Origin of the sequence: Flavobacterium sp. UBA7680, from assembly GCF_002482975.1 — a bacterium.
Lineage (GTDB): Bacteria > Bacteroidota > Bacteroidia > Flavobacteriales > Flavobacteriaceae > Flavobacterium.
On sequence record NZ_DLHA01000028.1, the window covers coordinates 181,475 to 206,478 of the forward strand.

A 25,004-nucleotide genomic window follows, 5' to 3' on the forward strand; every position below is an offset into this window, starting at 1 on the left:
TTCAAATTAAATTGATTGTTCTTCTTGTCTTTTTTTAGCTCTCTTTTCTTTGAACATTTCCCAGCTAGCTCCCGTAACCCAATAAGATACGAAACCAACCAAGAAAAACATTAACCAAAACCCTATAGTTAGTATGGTTAAGAAAAGTAAAAAGCCTAAGTACTGTGAAAATTCAAACATGTTTTCCGGAATTTTTGAATGTTACCACAAATGTAGGCTATATATTTCTCCTCAGCAATAAAATCTAAATCAATTTTCGTGAAATAACATTTATCCGTATATTTATACTCATTTTAAATAAGCTTATTTTTTGATAAATTATTCAACTATCTAAATTAGAAGAACATGAGTATTTTCAGGAGCTATTTCCCGCTATCCGTTACAAACGAAGTTCACTGAACTCCGATTAAAATAAATGTTTAGTGAAGTAATCTTTTATGTTTTTAAAGAAAAAACATAAAAGATTACTTCACTCCTATCGGGGCTAGAATCCGTATTCAAAAGAAAATTTAAACACCAAAACATAAAATCCGTTTCAATCCGAGTCTTTACGAAGTAAATCAGCGTCATCCGCGTTCCTTTACCCAAGCAGAATACAACTAACATTTCACATTAACAAAATACATTTTTACAAACAACATATTTACACAAAATGAAATACAGAATAGAAAAAGACACCATGGGCGAAGTTCAAGTCCCTGCCGATAAGTATTGGGGTGCACAAACAGAACGTTCCAGAAATAATTTCAAAATTGGAAATGTAGCTTCGATGCCGCAGGAAATCATCGAAGGATTTGCTTACCTAAAAAAAGCCGCGGCTTATGCCAACTTTGATTTAGGAGTTTTACCAATTGAGAAAAGAGATGCAATTGCAGCTGTATGCGACGAAATTCTGGAAGGTAAATTAGACGATCAATTTCCATTAGTTATTTGGCAGACAGGTTCAGGTACGCAAAGTAACATGAACGTAAACGAAGTAATTGCTAACCGCGCTCAGGTTTTAAAAGGTTTTGAAATTGGCGAAGGCGAACAATTTATCAAAGCAAATGATGATGTAAATAAATCTCAGTCATCAAATGATACTTTCCCAACCGGAATGCACATTGCAGCTTACAAAATGGTGGTAGAAACTACAATTCCCGGAGTTGAGAAACTACACGCAACTTTAGTAAAAAAAGCAAATGAATTTAAAGACGTTGTAAAAATCGGGCGTACACATTTAATGGATGCAACGCCTTTAACGCTTGGACAGGAAATTTCAGGATATGCAGCGCAGCTAGCTTTCGGATTAAAAGCACTTAAAAATACTTTAGCCCATTTATCTGAAATCGCTTTAGGCGGAACCGCAGTTGGAACCGGATTAAATACACCAAAAGGTTACGACGTAAAAGTTGCCGAATATATCTCTCAGTTTACCAAACATCCTTTTATTACTGCCGAAAACAAATTTGAAGCTTTGGCTGCACACGACGCAATCGTGGAAACACACGGAGCATTAAAACAATTGGCTGTTTCCTTAAACAAAATTGCCAATGATGTTAGAATGTTAGCTTCTGGACCTCGTTCAGGAATTGGAGAAATTCATATTCCTGAAAACGAACCAGGATCTTCTATTATGCCTGGAAAAGTCAACCCAACACAATGTGAAGCACTAACAATGGTTTGCGCCCAAGTTATCGGAAATGATATGGCAATTGCAGTTGGCGGAATGCAGGGACATTATGAATTGAATGTTTTTAAACCAGTCATGGCAGCAAACTTTCTTCAATCGGCACGTTTGCTTGGAGACGCCTGTGTTTCATTTGACGAACATTGCGCACAAGGAATTGAACCAAACCATAAACGTATTAAAGAATTGGTAGATAATTCTTTAATGCTTGTAACCGCTTTAAACACAAAAATCGGTTATTACAAAGCTGCCGAAATTGCTCAAACCGCTCACAAAAACGGAACTACACTTAAAGAAGAAGCGGTTCGTTTAGGCTACGTTTCCCCTGAAGATTTTGACGCTTGGGTAAAACCGGAAGAAATGGTTTAGTTTAATGGTGAATTGTTAATGGTGAATTATTAATTTTTTCAACCTAATTATATTAAAAAGAGCTTTCTAAAATTTAGAAAGCTCTTTTTAATTAATTAACAATTTATAATTAACAATTCACAATTATTTACCGTCTACATAATCTTGTAAATAGCTGAATCTTTCTGTAAGTTTTCCGTTTTCGGTGATTTTGGCGCGTTTTAAAATTCCGTCTTTATCTCCGTTGAAAAAAGCTGGAATTACATGTTCCATAAATTGTTCTCCAAAACCTTCGCTGGCATCTTTTGGAATTTCGCATGGAAGATTATCAACCGCCATAACAACAACTGCAGCCGGATGAAAAATATCTACTTCTTTATCTTCTAAAGGAAAGTAACCATAAATAGGTTCTGCAATTGTCGAAGAACGAAGCGTACTTGCAATTGGTCCGTTTACGTCGCAGGAAATATCTGCCACAACTTTTAGTTTGCAGTCACTTGCGTTTAACATTTCTCTCGTCAAAATCATTGGAGCATTACTCGCATAAAAATGACCTGCAAAATAGATATCAGAAACTTTCGTGAATTTTTCAAAATCTGAAGTATAAGCTTCTGGGTTTTCAACAAAATCATTAAAATCTAAAACCTGACCATCAATACGTTTGTTGTATTCTAAAACATCTAACTGAACATAAACTGCCTGAGCATATTTTTTAGTCAGATAATTATCTACTGTGATTTCTTTTACTTTAATGGCATCCAAAATTTCCTTTGCTCCACTCCCAACCTTTCCTGTTCCGGTTATTACAAATTTTAAAGCTGGCATCGTAATACGCTTTAAATGCATAATCAAAGCCTCTTTTCCCGAAAGGGTTTCTGCTTTTGGAAGTTTAAATAATTCGAATTTAATTCCGAAGGCGCGGATTCCGTTATATACACCAACCATTCCGGCATATTTACCAAAACCAATTAATCGACGATCCAATGAATCAACAATAGTTTCATGATCGTATAAATCAATATTTTTTTCTAAAATCGCCTGAAGTAATTTCTTGTTATGCGGCTGTTTTTTTATCGTATGAGAAAAAAAGAAATACGCTTTGTTTGGAATTAAATTATCAACAGGAACTTCTTTTACACCAAAAAGAACATCACAATCCGAAACATCTTCTGTAACGGTTATTCCCATGTTTTTATATTCTGCATCAGAAAAAATTCTAATATCTGAACTTTCTACTTCAACTGAAGCGTCATGATAGACTTGTTTTAGTTTTGTCAGCTCATTTGGAGAAAAAACAACTCTTCTGTCTGGTGGGTTTTTTCTTTCTTTTATTATTCCAAATTTCATTTAAATAAATTTAAAGCATTTAATAATATAACTTTTTACATCGTATTTGTTTCAAATATAACAAATATTGTTAAATTTTTGTTTCTAATTTACTATTTAGAATGTTTAAAAACCGTTAGTAGCTGAAAAACAAAGAAATAAAAAAAACAGTTCTTAAAATTATGTTAAAAAGGCGTTTTTAAACCATCAAAAACTGAGAATACAACAAAATTGAATTCGATATATTTGTTTTTAAAGAACGATGCAAATGATTTTCCTTAAAAAAACAAAGATACCACAAATACTTTTCTCAGTATTAGTTTTAAGCTCTTGTGGTAATGACAATAAAACAAAAACAGCTACTACTCCAACAGTCGAAGATACTTTACCTAAAATGAAGCCGTTAGGTCCTGAAAAGAAAATTTCACAGGCTTATAAAAATTCGGTAATTGGCAGAATAAATCATTTTTATTATAAAAACTGGCCCAACAACAGCATGAACGGAAGCTTTTTAGTCGCCCGAAATGGTCAGATTATTTACGAAAAATACAATGGTTTTGCCAATAAAAATGAAGGAACTAAAATAACTGCTGAAACGCCTGTACAAATTGCTTCCGTAAGCAAAGTATTGACTGCAACAGCCGTTTTAAAATTGGTTAATGCTGGTAAAATTGATTTGGACCAAAAAGTAAATACAATTTTAAAAACGTTTCCCTACGAAGACTGCACGATTAGAATGCTTTTAAGTCATCGCACTGGAATGCGTAATTATGCTTATTTTACAGATCACGATAAATCAGTTTGGGACAGACATAATCAGCTGACCAATAAAGATATTTTAAATCTTTTGGCGACTAAAGATATTGGTTTAGAATCTAAAACAGGAACTCGTTTCAGCTATTGCAATACTAATTATGCAATGCTGGCGCTTATCATTGAAAAAATCACTGGTTTGACCTATAAAGAAGCAATGTCTCAAATGATTTTCAAACCTTTAGGAATGACGCATACGTATGTTTTTGATGATGACAAAGACAGAAAAACGATTGTTCCGTCATATAAAGGAAATGGTGCAGAAATTGGTTTTGATTATCTGGACAATGTTTACGGAGATAAAAATGTTTTTTCAACCGTAAGAGATCTTCTAAAGTTTGATCGTGCAAGACAATCACCTGATTTTTTAAAACCTGAATTATTAAAACAAGTTTATACGGGTTACAGCAACGAACGTAAAGGAACTAAAAATTACGGTTTAGGAATTAGAATGATTAATTGGGAAACCGGTCAAAACTATTATTTTCACAATGGCTGGTGGCATGGCAATACCTCATCTTACATTACTTTAATGAAAGAGAATGTTACCATTATTGCGTTGTCTAACAAAATGACAAGAAACACTTATGCCGTTCGCAAATTAGCTCCAATTTTTGGGGATTATCCTTTTAATTTTAAAGACGAGGAATAAAATAGTCATAAAGTCGAAAGTCAAAAGTCTTAAAGTCAAACACTTTAAAAACTTTACGCCTTTCGACTTTTGACTTTCGAATTTTTCTGAAATTTTTAATAGAAAGTAATTTCAAATACTCTAAATTTGCAGACTTAATTTTTGGGGTCGACTGGTTTTGACAGCAAGTCGAATTGAACAGTAAGCACGTCGAGCATTGAGACCTTGCTCGTAAATATAAGATCTCAAACTTTTACACGGCGAAAATAATTACGCTTTAGCTGCATAATCCGAATCATAGTAAGATTGCGCCACGTCTCTACAAGGTAGAGAAGCTGGATTCTCCTGGAAAGCCTTGGTTTGTGGCGTTCCGTCAAGGGGAACCGTAAAAATAAACCTAGATATCCATGAGCTTCGGGTGGGTTTCGAAACTAAAGAAGATAAGTGTTCGGTGGCTGTTTCTGGCCTAGCTTGACATCGAAAATCTAATCAGGAAATAAGCGTGTAGAAAGCTCTTTAGTTGCTTGTTTGGACCCGGGTTCGATTCCCGGCGACTCCACAAAAAAGCCTGTAAACTTTATTGTTTACAGGCTTTTTTTAATTTACTTAAATAATTGTTTTGCGTAATTCTGAATAAGAAGCAACGAGATCACTAAGTGTAAATCCACGATTTAGACCACTAGGGTTAGGCAGTATCCAAACTTTGGCTCCACAAAAATCTTCAGGTTGTAATCCCCACATAATTTGTTTTTTACCTGAAAAAGCTTTGTAGGCGGCTTTACCAAGAAAAGCAATATACTTAGGCTTGAATTGCTTGATCTTACCCTTAAAAATCTCAATTGCATCATCAAATTCCTCTTTTGATAGCTGATCTGCACGAGAAGTTGCTCTCGCTACAGCTGTAGTCAAACCAAATCCAAAGTCTAAAATATTAATATCGTTTATAGCTTCTATTTGATAGGGAGTAAAACCAGCCTGATGTAATACTTTCCAGAATCGATTGCTTCTTCCCGAAAAGTGATGTCCATCTGATGCAGATTTTAAGCCAGGATTAATTCCACAAAAAAGCACATTTAAATTTTCTTTGATAATATCAGTTAACATTATGAAATTCAAATTGATTAGTTATAAGTTTAAAAATATCAATTACTTTATACAGAATTTTGATAGTAACTAAGTTAAATAATTAAAGAGTAACTAAAAAACTACTGTATTTTAGTGACGAAAAACATCACAATATCTTACAATTAATTTCCTTTTGCAATAAAACCCGGAACGCCAGTTTTAACTACTCCATTAAATCTCTGTCTGGTCTTGATACTATTAATTTGCTCGAAAGCATCTTCTGGCAAAAGACTAATGTCAAAATTTTCATGAGCGCGCGTCAGGGTTTTAGGAGTAGTAAGTAAGGTTGTACCGCGTTGTACCGCCCAACTCAACAATACTTGTGCAGGTGTTTTTTTAATTTTTTCTGCAATCTCTAAAATAGTTTCATCTTCAATTGGTCCAGGTTTTATTCCATGTCCAAGTGGAGCAAAAGCTAAAAAAATAATACCTTTCTCTTTACAATACTCAAGAAGCTCTGTTTCGGGCAGATAAGGATGTGATTCAACCTGAATCGCTGCTGGTTTTATTCTCGCTGCTTCATAGATAGAAATAAGCTCTTTTAAACTAATATCAGATAAACCAATTGATCTGCATTTACCACTATCAACAAGATTTTCCATCGCTCTCCAGGTATCCAGCAAAGTTACTTCGTGATCATAAATTACATTACCGTTTTCATCTCTCGGATCTTGTTCTTCGCCTGCTTGAAAAGCAAATGGAGTATGAATAAGATAAAGATCCACATATTCAAGACCCAGTTTCTTTAAACTTTCATCAAATGCTGGTTTAACTCGATCCGGTCTATGATTGGTGTTCCACAATTTTGTAGTAACAAAAATCTCTTCACGGCTAATTCCTTCAATTGCCATTCCTTCTTTTAAGGCTTCCCCTACTTCTTTTTCATTGCGGTATCGTTCTGCACAATCAAAATGGCGAAAACCTGCTTTTAAGGCATCTTTAGTCGCGCTTATGGTTAATATTGGATCAGGAATAAGAGTCCCAAATCCAAGTGAAGGCATTTTTAAGTTGTTATGTGATATACTCATTTTAAAATATTTTTAGATTATTAATTTCCCCTTTTCATCAACAATTTGATGTTATTTCTTGAAGATTATTACACCTTCAAATCAGAGAATAAAGTTCCGGTAATAAACTCAGATGAATATGTGATCTACATCACATTTTACAGTAAAAATTGCCTGAATTTTTAGTTGTCGTTCAAAAGCTTTCGAAGCCGTGCAGTTTCATTAAGGAATTCTTAGGAGAGCTGGTTTCGAAAATTAAAAAGATAAGTATTCGGTGGCTGTTTCTGGCCTAGCTTAACATCGAAAATCTATTCTGGAATAAGCGTGTAGAAAGCTCTTTTGTTGCTTGTTTGGACCCGGGTTCGATTCCCGGCGACTCTACAAAAAAGCCTGTAAACTTTGTTGTTTACAGACTTTTTTATTATTTGATATAATTAAATACTTTTGTTAACCATTTTTTCTATTCAATAGAATAATATTTAATTATTTAAAATTTTGGAATTGTTTTTCAATATTTAAAGAGAAATCACCTGTTCTTCTCCAGCCAGCAGTTCCTTTTTTTTCTGTACAAAAACCTTTCTTGGAAGAAAAAATTCGGAAATTTTCCCCTTTAACATTTGAACCGTAAAAGACTCCATCTTCCTCTTTCCAATTAGTTAATCTCTTTTGTACTTTGTAAAGATCATTTAAAAATTCACTGGTGTTAGAATATCTAACTTTCAAATTAGGATTAGTTGCTTTTTTAATAATGTTTATAATATTTTTGTCTATATATGGAGGTAACGATTCATAACGAATTAATTTGTTTTTTAATATCAATCTAAAAATAATATTTTCTACAAAAATTGACATTTCATATGAACCAAATATTGACTTTAATTTCAATTGCTCTTTTGGGGTCAACCATTCAACATATGTATCAGGAAAAAAGCCTCCTAAGATTTGAAACATCGAAACTCCCAATTGATATATATCAGATTGAATGGTATAACTATCTCCTCTAATAATTTCAGGAGGCATATAGAGGTTAGTTGTTTTTGAACCTGTAATTTTACTAAAATTATCAAAATGTTTAATTGATCCAAAATCAGCTATTAATGGCTCACAACTATCCTCGTATACCAATATATTTTTGGGCTTAATATCTCTATGCAAAATTTGAATCTTCTCTTTATGAAGCTCACTTAATCCATTTAAAATCCCATGAATTATGTTAAGCGTCTTTTTTAAATCTAACTTTCCTGCTTTATAATATTTTTCTAAATCGCCACCATCAATTTCATCAGTCATAAAATAACTATGATACTTTCCTATTCTCTTTGCATCTCTTACTTTTAATATATTGGGATGATTAAGTTTAGAAAGAATTTTCGGTTCATTATGAGAACTATCTGTAGCATTACCATAATATATCTTAAGTGCAATTCTCCTATGAAATATTTTATGCTCACCGAAAAAAATATCACAATTTCCCCCTTCCTGTGAGACTCTATCAATTTTAAAATCCTTTTGCTCATTTAAAAAATTAACAATTTCATCATCCAGACCTAATTCGAGAATATCCATTTTTAAATTATTTATTTATAAAATAATATGCAATTTTTAAAGCTTCATTTTGATAACTGTAATCAGGTTCTAAAGAAACTTTATTCTTTTTGTAGTATGCTGCTAAAGTACTCGGGTTGACAAAACTTATATTGGCTTGTGTATATATTTGGATTAACCCTTCTATTTTAAATGAAATAGGAGAAGGAGCATGGACACCTTTCCCTTTTGGATTTCTATATTTAATAACAATTTCATCTGGAGCAAAATTGTCAAACACAGAAAATAGTGTATTTTTAAACAATACTACATTATTAGAAGTTTCGTCATCTTCTAGAGAAATAGGTTTATACTTTGCTGTATAATTAGTAATAATCTCATCTTTTTTCTCTAATGCAATAATTCTAACTTCTCTACCTGAAATTTCAATACCTAATACTTTCATAATACTTATATTTTGGGGTAAATAGTTATTAAACCCTTTGTTACCTCATTTTGGTTGTTATTAAATCTTAGTACAAATATTATTCTTTAATTAAAAATTTCTTTACGGAAATCCATAATTGTAAAATTAATTACTAAACTCAAAAATAGCAATTAAGCTTTGCTCAACTGCTAAGTGCATATGCGCTTGATTTAACTTTAAAATTTAGCACTCAACTGTCGAGCATCTTATTCGTTCTTCTATATTCTTTAATTTTAAAACATCATATCAAGAAAAAAAATTCAAAATAAAAAAGATAATTGATGTTTTAAATAACCATTTTAAAAGTATATATCTCTTGTTGTAATAAAAGCACTCTATGGCTTTTTCCATGCTTATCAATAAGCATCAATATAGATTTAATTGTTGAATTGTAATAGCATCAAGTCCACAAAAAAAGCCTGTAAATTTCATTGTTTACAGACTTTTTTTATTAAACACCAATACCTAGTTTTATTAGATAAAATTTTACTTAAATTATCTAACTCGCTTAAAAAGATTAGATAAAATGTAAAATTCTACGTTACAAGCCCTCGGAGATAATCTTCACTATGATCTATCAAAAGTTCAGTCCACATAGGAAGATGGTCAGACATCTGAAAAGTCTTCCATTCTTTATAATACTTCTTTAGTTTAGTCTTATTAATTATGGTATCCTGTAGTGAACTTAATTGTTCTTGATATTCTGTTCGTTTGTTACTGTCAGTTTCAGATTCTAAAAGCTTGTTTAAATCCACAATCTGTTTATTTATAGATAAAATCATAGCTTCTTCATATCTATCAAATTGCTGCTCAGTAAATACGTCTTTATAATAATCGTAGGCACCTGCACTTTGTGGTGTGTCACCTAATTTAAAATGTTTTCCTTTCGAACAAACCCCAATTTGATCGTAATGTTTGCTCCTTGAAATATTTGTTGCAGTCTCACTTTCAGGTTTACTTTTAAGTACAGCGGGAATTTCAAAACCATTTGCTTCCAATGCCTTCATTGTTTCATGTTTACGGTCAATAATATTAAAATCCCCAAGTACAATAAGGTTTTCCAAATCTGTTTCTGCTCTCTTTTCTAAAAATTTTGCTATAGCTTCGATTTCGTTTTTTCTTCTTTGTAGCTTCGCTCCTGTATCTGCACCATAGTAAATATGTACTGTACAAAGACTGAATTTGCTCCAACCTGCCTGAAAAGAAACTAAAAACGGAGATCGGGCAAATTGAACATCGCCTTGAATTTCTTTTGTTTTCGGTAAAACAATTTCACCTGCAATTTTTTTAAAACTGACCCTTCTGGTATCATAAATAAATGTCATTCTTTCTCCGTTTCCACTATGACCTTCAGTAACATCTGTACTTATATAATCCCATTCATCTCCAAGAACATACATTAACTGATTCAGTCCTGTAAGATTTTTATTCACTTCTTGAATAGCAATTAAATCAAAAGAAGATATAATTTGTGCTAAATAATAGAAGGACTCCTTCAATCGATAACCGTACCCAAATTTATTGGAATCAAAATCTCTTATATTCCAAGTTGCTATTAGAAGGTTTTTATCTGTTTTTTTCGGTGCCGTAATTGGTCCAATATTATTTTTAAGAGTTATAAGGTTTTCTACCACAAACCCTCTCCTTTCTAAAGGAATGTCTTTTTTAATAGAATAATATCTCATAATCAATAAGTTAAAATTAAACAAGAACAAGTATAGATAAAAATAAAATCCTACTTACAGGTATTTCTACCTGATTTTTATTCCTCGTTTAACATAAAGGCCTATTTATTATAGCGTTATATAACAATCAAAAATAAATCGATGAATATTAAAAACTTGGCTAAGGAACAGATTAAAAAGATCCGTCACAACACAATATTATGCTGCGCCTCAGCCAAAACCGGCAAATCAGTTTCTCCCAACATCTCCCTCAAATCAATCTCAATAATTTTAGATATTTGCGAAATAGGCACATCGTTCGCATTTCCTTCAAAAGGATTTTCGGTGCTTTCTCCTACTTGTCCAAGCGAAGTATACATCCACGAAATAATAACACTAAACGGAATCACCAGCCAAACCATATTTCCTTGTGCAATACCGGTAATCGTTTCGTTCATTTTATCAAATTCTTTTAGTAAACCAAAAGGCAGTAAAAAACAAAATAAATGCACTAATAAAGTATTTATAATCGCATATTGTCTCGGATAAGGCGAATCTTTTAACTGCTCGCTTCTGCCCTGTTGTGCGTAAAAATCTTTTATGGTTCTTTGAAAATCAACAAACTGAAGCAGGACAATTTCTTCATCATCAAACATCTTTTTTAATGTTTTGCTTTGAAGTGCCATAAGCTGTGTTGCTTTATTTTTAGTTTTTAGAATATATTCTAATTCTTCGGGAGGAAGAAATTTTGATAATTCATCCTCAAGACTTATTTCATTTTCGGGAATCACATAATAAAACTGCTGATATTCTGCATTGTGTTTTTTCTGGCTAGCTTCCCAAATACGGTACGAACGCATTTCGTATCGCAATGCCGCCAACCAAGCAAAATGACGATAAATAAGCTGTTTCGATTTCTCTGGATCGTTTATAAAATCCCGACTCATGATTCCCCATGAACGGCTGGTATTCAAAATAAAAGTCCAAATTTGCTGGGCTTCAACAGTTCTGTTATACGTCTGCGTATTTTTAAAACCTACAATAAAGGCTGTTGCCGTTCCTAATAAGGCGACAACAGTCCAGGAAATTCCGAGCCATTTTAAATCAAAAACTTCATATAAAACAGTAGGCACAATGCCCAAAATAAGCAGTACATAAATGCTTTTTCTGGTCCAGATAATAAACTCCGATAATTTATACGATTTACCTATATACATAATTGTTGTTTTATTTTTTATAATTGAAAAATAAGCATGTCTTTAAAGGGCGCAGACATGCTTGTTTTATTTTTAAGAAATAGAAGCATAATCTTCTTCTTCGTTCTCGTCAAATGGCTGATCCTGCATGTGTACGGTTTCATCCAGTAATTCACAGCCATCGGTTAAATCATGGTGATGCAGATTGAGTTCATTTTCGGGTTCGCTGCTATAAACAGGTGTTCTGGACAAACCCATTATTTTGAAAAGGTTGATAAGTTTCATGATTACAGTTTTTTAATGATTAATTCAATTTCTAAACCGGCTTGATTACTTTTAGGTTTTCACCTTTTCTTTCAATAAAGCCCATTTTTCCATTTTTAAAATTTTCTGTGGCATTTGCTAAAGCTTCTTCAGAATCCATTACCAAAGCGCCTTTAGAAAATAAAGGTTCATGCAGCGGTTTACCCGAAATAAAGAGTAATTCACTGTTTGTGATGGCAATAAATTTTATCGTTTCTTCAAAATCTGATTCTCCCATTGCGATTACCATTCCTTCCTCAAGTTCAGTTGTTGATTGGCTGGTTATAAAATCAAAATAACCTTCGACTGCCAAAACGGTTCCTGACCATTGCGCCGGAATTTGATGCGAAAACTCTTTTCCTGCTTCCAGAAAAATATGCAGCATTGTAAGTTCATCCGGAGTTTCTGTTTTATTTAAAGTTGTTCCGCTTCCGCCGCAAACCACTCTTACTCGCACACCTTCTTTTTTTATTTCCGGAATTTGCGATTTGTCAATGAAGATACTTTTAGGATCTTGCTGTTTTTGTGAGGCCGGAATATTGACGAACAATTGCAAACCTTCTACAGCGGCGCCATCGGGAACTGGAAATTCAGAATGAACGATTCCTTTTCCGGCGTATGTCCAAAGCAGACTCCCAGGCGTTATAATCAAATTGTTTCCGCGGGAATCTATGCTGTGATAGGGAGCCGATTTTTCGAAAACGTAACTTATAGCCGACATTCCTGCATGCGGATGAGGCCCGAAAATATCGTGTGTGAGTTCAAAATGATCGAACCCGATAATAGGATCCATCAATCCGTCAAAATCATTGTTTCTTGCTTTTCTCGCAAAAAACTGCTCATCTCCCTGTACTTCGGGCATGATCACTGCTGAGAGTTTTAACTTGTTCATACTATTTGTTTTTGGGTTAAAAAATGCGCCGCGCCCATTGATTTGCCGTGTTGTTGATCAGATTCCGTAAACTATTTTACGCTGACGTAGGGTGTAAGTGTACACGAACGGGTGGAAAGTGTACGCCCAATTACAACCGCCTCGACAAACTGCCTACCCGTCATCTTCGTTTCAACGGGCTTCGAAGCTTTTTATATTTTTAAGGTTTGATTAAGCTCTTTGAGGGCGGTTAGGAAACCATTCTTCAAAAGTTATAGCACCCAATTTTGCTGTTACAGCAGGAACAAGAGTCAATTCTTCAAGAGGTGCGCCAAAGTACAATGCTTTTTCATCTGAAATAACTTCCAGAGGATCATTTGTTTTGGTTAAATAATTTTGTAGAAGTTCTGAAAGTTTATAACGGTCCGGTCCTCCAATTTCTACAATATCATTTATTGGGTTTCCTAGTGAAAATTCTACTACTAAAGAAGCCACGTCTTCTGAAGCAATTGGCTGAATTTTAGCCGGAGAAATTACAACGCTTCCGCCATCGTGTGCCGATGCTGCAATTCCGCCAAGGAATTCCATAAATTGAGTGGAGTGAATAATAGTAAACGGAACGCCTGATTTTCTAATTAAATTTTCCTGAGCTTGTTTAGCTCTAAAATAACCACTTTCCTGTAAACGGTCTGTACCAACTACAGAAAGTGCAATATGATGTTTTACGCCAGCATTAATTTCTGCTGCTAAAAGATTTCTTCCTGAGGTTTCAAAAAATTCTAAAACTTCTTTGTCTGCAAATGATGAGGAATTTGCCAAATCGATTACGATATCTGTTCCGCTAACTGCTTCTGCAAGTCCTTCGCCTGTTATAGTGTTAATTCCTGTTGATGGTGCAGCCGCAATTACGTTATGCCCCTGATCGCGAAGTTTGTTTACTACTTTTGATCCAATTAATCCTGTTCCTCCGATTACTAAAATTTTCATGATACTAATTTTTAAATTGTTATAAATTGATTTTCATTTTCACTTAGTAATAGCCAAGATGCGTGCCATTCAATTAAACAACTAAAAATCAATAACTTACAACTAAATCATCTTTTAAAATTTCCCTCTACAAAGGGAATTCATTTTAGCATTCACTTTATATAGTGAAAAAAATAAAAATGCCCATTGCTTTTATTTCGCAATGGGCATTTTTTATAAAGTAATAATACGTTTAAAAATAATCAGCTTTGGTAATCTGTAATTTTTTCATTTTAGAATGAAGTGTATTTCCCGGAATATCTAAAACTTCGGCTGCACCGCCCGCACCGGAGATTTTTCCTTTGCATCTTTTTAAAGCACTGATTATAAAAAGACGTTCCATTTCTTCCAATGATTTACTGAAAATGTTTTCTTCTTCACTTGTTTTCTCTGTTTTTCTCGGAATATAAACTTCCCTCAAAACATTATCTTCAGCCATTAAAACACTGCGTTCTATAAGATGTTCCAATTCTCGCACATTTCCGGGCCACAAATAACTTTGAAGCTGCTGAATGGCTTTTGGTGCAATTCTATTGATATTCTTCCGATTGTTTTTATTGTATTTGGCAACGAAAAAATTAGCAAGATGTTCTACATCTTCCATTCTTTCGCGAAGTGCGGGCAGATAAATTGGAAACACATTTAATCTATAAAAAAGATCAGAACGAAAACGTCCGGCTGCCACTTCTTCTTCTAAATTTCGGTTTGTCGCCGCAATGATTCTCACATCCACTTTGATAGTATCTTTTCCTCCAACTCGCTCCAGTTCCCGTTCCTGAATAACTCGGAGTAATTTCACTTGCGCTTCAAGTGGCATTTCTCCTATTTCATCCAAAAATAAAGTACTGTTATTGGCAAGTTCAAATTTTCCTATTCGTCGTTCTGTTGCTCCGGTAAAAGCACCTTTTTCATGACCAAACAATTCGCTTTCGATCAAACTGGCTGGCATTGCAGCGCAGTTTACTTTAATCATTAATTTGCCTTTTCTCGGAGAAGCATTATGAATAGCGCGGGCGATTAATTCTTTTCCAGTTCCGGTTTCTCCAAGAATTAAAACAGTAGAATTAGAATCGGCAACCAAAGACATTAAATGGTAGACTTTCTGCATTTGTTCACCGCTCCCAATAATCTCCGAAAAATTATAAATATTCTTGATTTGTTCTTTCAAATAAACATTTTCATGTTCTAACTGCTGTTTGTAAAGTAGTAATTTTTCGTTGGCCTGTATATTGGCAATCGCTACCGAAATCTGAGAACAGATTCCTTTTAAAATGGAAGGATTCAGTTGATCTGCCAGCAGCCACAATGTTCCGACTTTTAAAGAACCTACTTTTAGTAAAGCACCATAAGCATTTTCAAATCCAACTTTTTTCCACAATTGAGCAAAACCAGAATTGGTTGTTTTGAGTTCTTCTTCAACATTAAAAGCAATCGCGCTTTCACTTTTTATAACCTGAGCTGTGTAAGGTTCTTTTATATCGAGCTTTATCGAAACCATTTTATCAAAATCAATTTCGGCTTTTACAAATACCGATGGATCATACATATAAGAAGTCAAACCAAATCCGTCGTCATCAAAAATATTAAGCATGGCGAGTTTAGTATCCAGAAGATCACGAAGTACCTTAATTATGGCATGTTCTAAATCGTCTTTGGTACGAACTCCGGCAATTTCATTGCTAAACTGCAACAGAACAGCTTGTTCGTTGTTTTTACTTTCCAGTAATTCATTGGCAATAATATTAGACATTGCAGTCGAAATTTGCGAACAAATCCCCTGTAGCAGCGAAATATTGATTTCTTCAATCGCCAGCCATAACATTCCCAATACAATATCGCCGTTGCGAAGTGCAATCCCAACCATTCTTTTAAAGCCTAAACTTTTCCAAAACAAAAGATAAGATGAAGTAATGCCGCGGTCAATTTCAATATCAACATTAAAAAGTAACGGAATATAGCTGTCCAAAACTCTATTTTGCAGTCCGTCGTTTACCGGAAATTTAGACTGCAGTAATTCTTTTAAAACAGGATCATCATCGTTTGTAATGCTTTTGTCGTAGATATAAGTACTTAAAGAATTTCCGTCGCTGTTTAATTTTCGGATGACATAACCACGAAGCGGATTTATCCTTTTTAATGCGGTACGAACCGCCGCTTCAAGCTCGTCTTTAGTTCTTACTTCTGAAATATCATTGCTAAAATCCAGCAGAAATGATTTTTCCTGTTCTTTTTTCTGCAGTTCTTCATTTTTGATAATATTCGAAACCGCAACAGAAAGCTGTGGCGCAATACCTTTTATAATATTCCGAAACTGCGGTGTAAAACTTCCCGGTTTATCGGTATAAATATGAATAAATCCTAAAGGTTCATCAGCATTCCAAAGCGTTGTCATCAATAATTCCCGAATGCCGGCATCATAATTCACCTGTAAAAAATGCGGACTTTGTGGTTTGTCTTTCACTTCTGCAACCATAAAAGAAATTGGATCTTCGGCAGCGAGAACTTCTGTTATAAAAGGTCCATTGAGGGTGAAATGTGTTTTTTGCAGTTTTGCATACGATTCTTTCTCAAGAATAGCATCGGCATCTTTATCTAACAAAAAACCTGCATACGTTTTATCCTTATGATCTATAAGTGTAATGGTAATATGAGTAAAATAAAAAAGGCTTTTGATTCTTTTTGAAAAAAGCAAAATCAAATCTTTCTTTTCTCTTACTTTGGTAATATCTTTTCCAAGATCCAGCAAAATAGCACTTACTTCAAAAATGTTATCGTTAGATTGTAATGCATAAGGCTTTTGATCATTACTCACTTTCCTGGTATTTTGTTTTCTTTCCATTTAAAGGTTATTCAAAAAATTGATTAAAAAATAAATCAAGTTTTGGGTGCTATAAATGTACTTAATATTTTTTGCATCGAAAAAGTCTAAAACTCAAAATAAGTTTAATTTCAACACTTAAAAAAGTATCACAATATACCCTAAAAGTGAACTATTTTACTCTTATTGTTTCAGCATTTTTCTCTAACTTAGCAGTCTACATTTTAAAATGTAAGATTAAAATAAACTTTGTTATTTTGCAAAACATTGATTGAAAAAGAATTACCATACTTTCTCTTACTTTTTGCTGCAAAAACATACTTCTAATAATTTAGTTAATTAAAAACTATGAGCAAATTTGATTTTGGAATTGTAGGACTCGGCGTAATGGGTCGTAACCTACTTTTAAATATTGCAAGCCATAACTTTGCGGCTGCAGGTTTAGACTTAGACACCGAAAAAGTCAACTCACTTCAACAAGAAGCCGATTCTGATCATACAATTGAAGCAACTACAGACGTGAAACATTTTGTAGAGCTTATTCAACAGCCAAGAGCGATTATGTTATTGGTTCCTGCGGGAAAACCGGTTGACAGCGCAATTGCAAGTTTATTACCGCATTTAGATAAAGGAGATATTATAATCGATGGCGGAAATACTTTTTTTACGGATACGGACAGAAGATTTTTAGAATTATCTGAAAAAGGGATTCATTTCTTTGGAATGGGAATTTCTGGCGGTGAAAAAGGAGCTCGTTTCGGTCCTGCAATGATGCCGGGAGGTGATCAAAAAGCATACGAAAGACTTCGTCCTATTTTTGAAGCGATTGCAGCAAAAGTAGATGGTGAACCTTGTGTAGAATATTTAGGAAACGGTTCTGCGGGTAACTATGTAAAAATGGTTCATAACGGAATTGAATACGGAATCATGCAGTTGATCTCTGAGATTTATGACTTAATGAAAAGAGGTTATAATCTGGATGATGAAACGATTCAGAAAACTTTTGAAGAGTGGAATCAAACAGATGATCTTAGATCGTATTTGATCGAAATTACCGGAAAGATTTTAAAACAACAAGATGAAGACGGAAGTCTTTTAATCAATAAAATTTCAGATTGGGCAAAATCTAAAGGAACAGGAAAATGGACTTCGCAAAATGCAATGGATTTGCAGGTTCCGGTTCCAACTATCGACGCTGCGGTTAACATGCGCGATATGTCTAAAACCAAACCTGAAAGAATTGAAGCTGCCAAAAAATTAGTTTGGAACGCTGCTGAAAGTAATGTAAATACAAGCGAAGCAATTGCTGCCTTAAAATCGGCATTATACCTTTCTATTGTTGTGACTTATGCACAAGGATTGGCTCAGCTTCATACGGCTTCTAAAGAATATAATTACGGATTAAACTTAGAAACTGTTGCTAAAATTTGGCGCGGCGGCTGTATTATTCGTGCGACTATTTTAGAAGATTTCAGAAAAGCATTTGTTGCAAAATCAGATTTGCCAAATATACTTTTGGATGCTGGAATCGCTTCAAAATTATCAGAGAATCAGGCAGGAATGAGAACTGCTATTCAGTTTGCAGTTCAAAAAGGATTACCTGTTGCAGGATTAATGAATTCATTAGCTTATTTTGATGCTTACAGATCTGCAAATCTGCCAACAAATTTAATTCAGGCGCAGCGTGATTTCTTCGGGGCGCATACTTACGAACGTATCGACAAAGAAGGAGTTTTCCATACACAATGGTCTGAATAAGCAACTTAAAGCAACACAACTACACACAATGACTAAAAATAAACTTAAGAATCCAACAATCATCGTGATTTTTGGAGGAACCGGAGATTTAGCAAAGAGAAAGCTCTTTCCCGCTTTTCAAAATCTGTACCTTGACGGACGTATGTCTGAAAAGTTTCAGATTATTGCTCTTGGTAGAGCAGAAAAAACCAATGAAGATTTTCGCAGTTATGTCCTAGAAAACCTAAATACTTTTTCAAGAAGAAAAGGAATTTCTGATCCTGAAACTGAAAAATTTCTTTCACACATTACCTATCACAGTCTTGATATTGATAAGGAAGAATCTTATATCGGATTAAACGAAAAAATCAACAATTTTGATCAGGCTTTTGGCGAACGTGCCAATCGTCTTTTCTATCTTTCGATTACGCCTTCTTTCATTTCGACAATTTCAAGCAATATCAAAAAGATTGGACTTGCGGCAAATCCGAAACAAGATCGTATTATTATCGAAAAACCTTTTGGTTACGATAAAGCTTCTGCGATTGAATTGAACGAAATGCTTTCTGAGACTTTCAAAGAAGAACAGATTTACAGAATTGATCATTATTTAGGTAAAGAAACGGTTCAGAATATTTTGGCCTTCCGTTTTGGAAATTCAATGTTTGAACCTTTATGGAGCCGTAATTTTATTGATTTTGTCCAAATTACCGTTGCAGAAGAAGTGGGCGTTGAAGAACGAGGCGGATTCTACGAAGGCGTTGGTGCATTAAAAGATATGATTCAGAACCATTTGCTTCAAATTTTATGTATGACGGCTATGGAAGCGCCTGCTTCACTAAATGCCGATGATATACGTAATCGTAAAGCGGATGTTTTGAAATCAATTCGCCGAATCAAACCTGAAGAAGTAGATCATTATATTGTAAGAGGTCAATATGGTGCAGGAGAAATAAAAGGAGTTCCGGTTCCGGGATATCGTGAGGATAAAGGGATTGCACCAGATTCTAACACAGAAACTTATGTGGCAATGAAAATTTATCTGGACAACTGGAGATGGCAGGGAATTCCGTTTTATTTACGTTCCGGAAAAAGAATGGAAGAAAAACAATCTTCAATCATTATCCAGTTCAAACCAGTGCCACATTCTGCGTTTTCTTATGGTAAAGAAGGAATGACACCAAACCGATTGATTATTAATATTCAGCCTGCAATGGACATCAAATTGCAGTTTATGACCAAAAAACCAGGACTTTCGCTTTCTTTAAGACCAGCAGAAATGGTATTTGACTATTTCTCTTGTTCTACAATGTCGCCGGAAGCTTATGAAACATTAATTGCTGATGCATTGTTAGGAGATCCTACCCTATTTATGCGTTGGGATCAGGTTGAGGAAGCTTGGGACGCTATTGATACGATTCAACAGGAATGGAAAACTATTGCACCAACCAATTTCCCTAATTACAAAGCAGGAAGCTGGGGCCCTGAAGAAGCTGACGAATTGTTAGCTCGTCAAGGACACAAATGGATTCCGAATACACAAACAAAAGAAGAAGTTTTAAATGATACAGATTTATAATACGACAGAAGAAATTAATATTAAAGCTGCGGATCTTTTTGCTGAATCAGCTCAGAAAGCAATTGCTGAAAAAGGCAAATTTACGGCTGTTCTTACCGGAGGTTCTTCTCCTGCAGGAATTTACAAGTTATTAGCTTCTGATGCTTACAAAAATAAAATAGACTGGAGCAAAGTTTATATTTTTTGGGGAGATGAACGTTGGGTTCCGTTAAATGATGATTTGAGTAATGCGAAAATGTCTTACGCAACCTTATTAAGCCACGTTCCTATTCCGGCAGAAAACATTTTTGAAATGTACAAAGATGGTGTTACGCCAGAAGATTTTGCGGTTACTTACGAGCAGTCTGTTAGAACTGTTTTAGGTAATGAAGGAAAGTTTAACCTTATCTTATTAGGAATGGGAGACGACGGACATACGGCTTCTCTTTTCCCGGGCGAAGCGGTATTAAACGAACAAACAAAATGGGTTGATGCTTATTATTTAGCGCCTCAAAAAATGTTTCGCATTACGCTTACTGCACCGCTAATCAATAAAGCGGAAAAAATCGTCGTAGTAGCTTTTGGAGAGAAAAAAATCAATGCTTTAAAAGAAGTTACAACTGGAGCATATAATCCAACACTTTATCCAATTCAATTGATTAAACCAGTTTCTGGAGAATTATTATTTCTTGTAGATAAAATTGCTGCCGGAACGAATTAAGGAATTTGTTTTAAAACATATTATTAAGCCTGTAAACGTAATATTTACAGGCTTTTATTTTTATATATTTCTTTGTTCCGTAGGAACATTTCATTGGTAGAAAAAATTATATTGTTAGCATCGTTGACGTTCCGTAAGAACGTTTGATTTTTACGTCGTTTTTAACAATCTGGCATATCAAACGTTCCTACGGAACGTAAATGTGGCAAATCTCTATTTTTTGCTACCAACGAAACATTCCTATGGAATGATAACGGGATATCAAAAAATAACAAGTTATATCTCTTTGTTCCGTAGGAACATCTCGTCGGTAGATAAATTATATTGTTATCATCGTTTACGTTCCGTATGAACGTTTGATTTTGAAATCGTTTTTAAATAATCCGGCATTTCAAACGTTTCTACGGAACGTAAATGTGGCTGACCTATATTTTATCTACCAACGAAACATTCCTATGGAATGCCATTGTTTTTAAAATCATTAAAACAGTATTTCCAAAATCCGTAAAAAGAATACAAATTGCCCGAATTAGTATTATTCGTAACCATGCTTCTGGTTAGACCTTTACACCATTAATTTAATAGCTAAAAAAATGGACAAAACAATTTTAATTACAGGAGCAAGCAGCGGAATTGGAAAAGAAACTGCAAAATTATTTCAGGCAAAAGGATGGAACGTTATCGCGACAATGCGTAATCCTGAAAACGAAACAGAATTAAAAGCATTGCAGAATGTTTTTGTTACTAACCTTGATGTATTGAACTTAGAATCTATCGAAAATGCGGTAAAAGCCGGAATCTCTAAATTTGGTAAAATTGATGTATTATTAAACAATGCCGGATATGGTGCTTATGGTACTTATGGTACTTTAGAATCTTTTTCAAGAGAAAAAATTGTACGCCAGTTTGATACGAATGTTATTGGAATTCTTGATGTTACTAAAGCATTATTGCCTCACTTTCGTGAAAATAAAAATGGAATTATTATCAATATTTCTTCGATTGGAGGTAAAATGACTTTTCCTTTGGGCGCTTTGTATCACGGAACTAAATTTGCTGTTGAAGGTATTTCTGAATCTTTAAGTTTTGAGGTAGAACAATTTGGCGGAAAAGTCAAAATTATTGAACCTGGCGCAATTGCAACTGATTTTGCCGGACGTTCGTTTGACTTTAGCAACGACGAAACTTTTACAGAATATCAAAGTATGGTTGGAAAAGTAATGGAAGCGCTGCCAGCTTTATTTGATACTGCTTCACCTGCAAGTTTAGTGGCTGAAGTAATTTATGAAGCGGCTACAGACGGTACAAATAAACTAAGATATCATGCCGGAGAAGATGCAAAGGTTATTATCGAAAACCGTAAACAATTTGATGATGAAACTTTTATTGGCGGAATGAAAGCGCAATTCGGACTATAATTTTTAAACTGATAAACCTATGAGAATCATCAGAATGTAATTCTCATAGGTCTTTTAAAAATTGGTATATTTACATTAATCATTCTGTTATGAGCGCATTTATACATCTACAAACGATTTCAGATTTGTTCCGTTTTTTTCATCTGGAAACTCCTATTCTGCATCCTCTTATTGCCGTGGTAGATTTTAGTCAGGTAAAAGAGCAGATTACGGAAGATACCAAAATTTCGCCTGATTTTTACGGATTGATATTCAAAAACTACAATAGAAACAATATCAAATACGGGCGAAAAATCATTGATTTTCAAGATGGAAGTTTGATTTGTGTGGCTCCAAACCAAGTTCTCGAAATGGACGAGGATATTGAAGTTTCACCAACTATGATGGGCTGGGGATTATTTTTTCATCCAGACCTCATCAGGGCAACTTCTTTAAATAATAAATTAAAAGATTATAGTTTCTTTTCATACGATATGTCAGAAGCGCTTCATATGTCAGAGAAAGAAAAGCAGATTTTATACGATTGTGTACTTAAGATTGAAGGAGAATTAAAAGAAAACATCGATATACACAGTCAGGACATTATTGTTTCTACAATCGAACTGCTTTTGAATTATTGTTCCCGTTTTTACGGAAGACAGTTTATTACCAGAAAAAGTTCGAATAACTCTGTAGTTACTGAAATCGAGAAAATACTAACCGGATATTTTAATGCAAAAAACAGTACCGAAAAAGGACTCCCAACTGTAAAATTTCTAGCAGAACAAGTACATCTTTCATCAAGTTATTTAAGTGATCTACTCAAAAAGGAAACGGGCAAAAATGCTCAGGATCATATTCATTTCTATTTAATTGAAGAAGCCAAAAATATTTTATTAAACAGTGATAAATCGGTCAGCGAAATCGCTTATTCATTAGGATTTGAATATCCGCAATATTTCAATAAACTCTTCAAACAAAAAACCGGAAAAACGCCAATAGAATTTAGAAACATGAATTAAAGAAGAAAATAAAAAGCCCCTTTATCAAATTGATAAAGGGGCTTTTTAAAGTATATAAAAATTAATTCTCAATAAATTTCTGTACGTAACTAGCTTTGTCAGTTACAATATTTATAACGTATAATCCTTTTACAAAAGAACTTACATTAATTTGTTTATCATTATCCTACACCATTTTTTTCGGGTTCTATCTTTGCGCCAGATTTTGGTGTAAAATTAAGTTTATAAAAAAATAAAGTAGTTTTTTCGGCAGGTAAACTAAATTTAATCAGCACCGCCGTCGACGCTGTCAAAAGTTTCTCTTTCTTTAGGTTTTATGCTGTATTTTACGGAAACCATTGGACCGTAATACACATCAAATTGATTTCCGTTGGCACGCAGCTGCATCTGACCAATAATTCCCGCCAAAAAATGGATATTGGGTGTTATACCGGCAGTGTAATAAACTGATAATCTGAAGAGATCGAAATGCTCTTCGGCATAATCTTTTGAAGCAAACTTTAGCATCAATTCTGTATAATAGCCAATGTTTGGTGCCAAAAATAAAGGCTTTTCTTTGGTTTGACGCAGAAAGTGATTCACACCAAATCTTGCTCTTAATCGTGGAATTGTCTGCGGAACTCCGTTTCTGTCGTCAAAAAATTTGGTTTCAAAACGCACTTGTTCAAAAATGGATCCTTTTGGCATATCCTGAGAAAAAGTTCCCATTACAATAAGCCTGTTTTCTAAGGTTTCATAATTTCCGGCTTCTTCTACAGCATATTTTTGATTGTGTGCATAACCCAGCCACAATTTTATATTTTTAAATCCGGAATAAATAAGCCACGGCCTAACTACAACACGCTGCGTATAAGCAAAAGGATTTCCATTTGTATAAGCACCTTGTGTAACCAATTGAAAATCTGCCTGTCCGCTCAAATGCCATTTTTCATAAATCGGGAAAGCAATATCTCCTTCTTCAATTGATGCAGGAATAAAACCAATGGAATACGGAGCATCTTGTGCTTTTACAATTTGTATCGCAATGAGACAAAAGAATATGATAAAACTTTTTTTAATTGTGCTCATAAATCTCAGTTTACCTGTTTATAAAGAAAAAGTTTCTAAACCAGCAGTATAACAAAGATAAAAGCTCAATATATTATGTTTAAAAATTTAAGGTTGCAGATTATAATATGAAACCAATTTTTTCAGAAGGTTTTTATTTCTTTTTTGAAAAAGTGAGTTTTTCAATTTCTCTCAAAAATTCTGAATCAAATTCAGAATAGGCACGCAAAGTATATTTTTCGTCCCGTTCGTGCATGACCAAACGAATTTTTTGAACCATCAACCAAATAGGTTCGTAGCGTTTATGGCCTAATAAATATTGCAGTTGTAAAATGGAGAATTTCTTTTTAGAAAGTGTCATTAATTCGATACAAATCATCCAGTATCTAAAGGGCAAATTGGAGTTTTCCATCACGGTTCCAGACCGAAGACTGATTCTGTTTTTGCATTTTTTACATTGAAATTTTAAATCGACTGTTCGAAAAGAATGTGAATTATGTCCGCACTTTTTACAAACCAAACCATTTTCCAGTCGTTTGTTTTTGAATTCCTCAATGCAGGTTTCCTCGTCATTGTATTTTTCGAAATATTGCCGTAATTCCATTATAAAAATCTCTTTTCAGAAACTAAATATAAAATAAATCTTTGCTTGCAAAAAACGATTTTCAATAAAAAAGAGGAAATTCAAATTAGAAAATCCTCTTTTAAAATTAT

Annotated in this window: 21 protein-coding genes, 1 other RNA gene and 1 pseudogene; 8 read left to right on the forward strand and 15 right to left on the reverse strand. The window is 34.0% G+C overall.

Features of this window, described 5'->3' with window-relative positions; translation table 11 throughout:
• Positions 1-6 precede the first annotated feature (6 nt).
• On the reverse strand, positions 7-180 hold the full coding sequence (locus B3C18_RS11350) for a hypothetical protein (RefSeq protein WP_026984685.1): 174 nt from the start codon (positions 178-180) through the stop codon (positions 7-9).
• A gap of 472 nt (positions 181-652) precedes the next feature.
• On the opposite strand from B3C18_RS11350, the gene fumC reads away from it, so the two are divergent.
• Complete coding sequence (fumC, locus tag B3C18_RS11355) at positions 653-2,038, forward strand: class II fumarate hydratase (RefSeq protein ID WP_291146722.1); 1,386 nt, start codon at positions 653-655, stop codon at positions 2,036-2,038.
• A gap of 123 nt (positions 2,039-2,161) precedes the next feature.
• On the opposite strand, the gene B3C18_RS11360 is transcribed toward fumC, so the two are convergent.
• Positions 2,162-3,364 carry an NAD(P)-dependent oxidoreductase gene (locus B3C18_RS11360; RefSeq protein ID WP_291146724.1) on the reverse strand — a complete coding sequence of 401 codons (1,203 nt, stop codon included), beginning with the start codon at positions 3,362-3,364 and terminating at the stop codon, positions 2,162-2,164.
• Positions 3,365-3,605: 241 nt separating this feature from the next.
• On the opposite strand from B3C18_RS11360, the gene B3C18_RS11365 reads away from it, so the two are divergent.
• Both B3C18_RS11365 and ssrA read left to right on the forward strand, forming a co-directional pair.
• Positions 3,606-4,808: a serine hydrolase domain-containing protein gene (locus B3C18_RS11365; protein ID WP_291146726.1), complete on the forward strand. Its 1,203-nt coding sequence runs from the start codon at positions 3,606-3,608 to the stop codon at positions 4,806-4,808.
• A 143-nt stretch (positions 4,809-4,951) separates the two neighbouring features.
• Positions 4,952-5,349, forward strand: a transfer-messenger RNA (tmRNA) gene (gene ssrA / locus B3C18_RS11370).
• A 44-nt stretch (positions 5,350-5,393) separates the two neighbouring features.
• Here ssrA and mug read toward each other — a convergent pair.
• The 10 genes from mug to B3C18_RS11420 form a co-directional block, all read right to left on the reverse strand.
• Complete coding sequence (mug, locus tag B3C18_RS11375; RefSeq protein ID WP_291146728.1) at positions 5,394-5,891, reverse strand: G/U mismatch-specific DNA glycosylase; 498 nt, start codon at positions 5,889-5,891, stop codon at positions 5,394-5,396.
• Between the two features lie 143 nt (positions 5,892-6,034).
• A complete protein-coding gene (locus tag B3C18_RS11380) occupies positions 6,035-6,940 on the reverse strand; it encodes an aldo/keto reductase (protein WP_291146730.1) in 906 nt (301 codons plus the stop codon).
• A gap of 462 nt (positions 6,941-7,402) precedes the next feature.
• Positions 7,403-8,485, reverse strand: a complete 1,083-nt coding sequence (locus B3C18_RS11385; protein WP_291146732.1) for a protein kinase domain-containing protein — start codon at positions 8,483-8,485, stop codon at positions 7,403-7,405.
• 7 nt (positions 8,486-8,492) lie between these two features.
• Positions 8,493-8,909: a DUF3010 family protein gene (locus tag B3C18_RS11390; protein WP_291146734.1), complete on the reverse strand. Its 417-nt coding sequence runs from the start codon at positions 8,907-8,909 to the stop codon at positions 8,493-8,495.
• A gap of 557 nt (positions 8,910-9,466) precedes the next feature.
• Positions 9,467-10,615 carry an endonuclease/exonuclease/phosphatase family protein gene (locus tag B3C18_RS11395; protein ID WP_291146736.1) on the reverse strand — a complete coding sequence of 383 codons (1,149 nt, stop codon included), beginning with the start codon at positions 10,613-10,615 and terminating at the stop codon, positions 9,467-9,469.
• A gap of 185 nt (positions 10,616-10,800) precedes the next feature.
• Positions 10,801-11,811, reverse strand: a complete 1,011-nt coding sequence (locus tag B3C18_RS11400) for a bestrophin family protein (RefSeq protein ID WP_291146738.1) — start codon at positions 11,809-11,811, stop codon at positions 10,801-10,803.
• A gap of 72 nt (positions 11,812-11,883) precedes the next feature.
• A complete protein-coding gene (locus tag B3C18_RS11405; RefSeq protein WP_291146740.1) occupies positions 11,884-12,075 on the reverse strand; it encodes a hypothetical protein in 192 nt (63 codons plus the stop codon).
• A gap of 31 nt (positions 12,076-12,106) precedes the next feature.
• On the reverse strand, positions 12,107-12,985 hold the full coding sequence (locus tag B3C18_RS11410; RefSeq protein WP_291146742.1) for a pirin family protein: 879 nt from the start codon (positions 12,983-12,985) through the stop codon (positions 12,107-12,109).
• Between the two features lie 210 nt (positions 12,986-13,195).
• Positions 13,196-13,951: an SDR family oxidoreductase gene (locus B3C18_RS11415; protein WP_291146744.1), complete on the reverse strand. Its 756-nt coding sequence runs from the start codon at positions 13,949-13,951 to the stop codon at positions 13,196-13,198.
• A gap of 232 nt (positions 13,952-14,183) precedes the next feature.
• Positions 14,184-16,829 carry a sigma 54-interacting transcriptional regulator gene (locus B3C18_RS11420; RefSeq protein WP_291146747.1) on the reverse strand — a complete coding sequence of 882 codons (2,646 nt, stop codon included), beginning with the start codon at positions 16,827-16,829 and terminating at the stop codon, positions 14,184-14,186.
• 327 nt (positions 16,830-17,156) lie between these two features.
• Between B3C18_RS11420 and gndA the strand changes: the two genes are divergently transcribed.
• The 5 genes from gndA to B3C18_RS11445 all read left to right on the forward strand — a co-directional run bounded on the left by gndA (position 17,157) and on the right by B3C18_RS11445 (position 23,243).
• Entirely contained in the window at positions 17,157-18,566 is a 1,410-nt protein-coding gene (gene gndA / locus B3C18_RS11425; RefSeq protein ID WP_291146749.1) for an NADP-dependent phosphogluconate dehydrogenase, read from the forward strand.
• Positions 18,567-18,594: 28 nt separating this feature from the next.
• The gene (zwf, locus tag B3C18_RS11430; protein ID WP_073484699.1) at positions 18,595-20,124 is read left to right on the forward strand and encodes a glucose-6-phosphate dehydrogenase; all 1,530 of its coding nucleotides are present in this window, start codon (positions 18,595-18,597) and stop codon (positions 20,122-20,124) included.
• Positions 20,108-20,824: a 6-phosphogluconolactonase gene (pgl, locus tag B3C18_RS11435; RefSeq protein WP_291146752.1), complete on the forward strand. Its 717-nt coding sequence runs from the start codon at positions 20,108-20,110 to the stop codon at positions 20,822-20,824. Before zwf ends, pgl begins: the two co-directional genes overlap by 17 nt.
• A gap of 593 nt (positions 20,825-21,417) precedes the next feature.
• The gene (locus B3C18_RS11440) at positions 21,418-22,242 is read left to right on the forward strand and encodes an SDR family oxidoreductase (protein WP_291146754.1); all 825 of its coding nucleotides are present in this window, start codon (positions 21,418-21,420) and stop codon (positions 22,240-22,242) included.
• Positions 22,243-22,331: 89 nt separating this feature from the next.
• Complete coding sequence (locus B3C18_RS11445; protein ID WP_291146756.1) at positions 22,332-23,243, forward strand: helix-turn-helix domain-containing protein; 912 nt, start codon at positions 22,332-22,334, stop codon at positions 23,241-23,243.
• Between the two features lie 61 nt (positions 23,244-23,304).
• On the opposite strand, the gene B3C18_RS26030 is transcribed toward B3C18_RS11445, so the two are convergent.
• The 3 genes and pseudogenes from B3C18_RS26030 to B3C18_RS11455 all read right to left on the reverse strand — a co-directional run.
• A complete protein-coding gene (locus B3C18_RS26030; protein ID WP_414655348.1) occupies positions 23,305-23,394 on the reverse strand; it encodes a hypothetical protein in 90 nt (29 codons plus the stop codon).
• A gap of 113 nt (positions 23,395-23,507) precedes the next feature.
• The gene (locus B3C18_RS11450; RefSeq protein WP_291146758.1) at positions 23,508-24,311 is read right to left on the reverse strand and encodes a DUF2490 domain-containing protein; all 804 of its coding nucleotides are present in this window, start codon (positions 24,309-24,311) and stop codon (positions 23,508-23,510) included.
• Positions 24,312-24,447: 136 nt separating this feature from the next.
• Positions 24,448-24,894 (reverse strand): annotated as a pseudogene (locus B3C18_RS11455) (transposase); the annotation flags it as partial.
• Between the last annotated feature and the right edge of the window lie 110 nt (positions 24,895-25,004).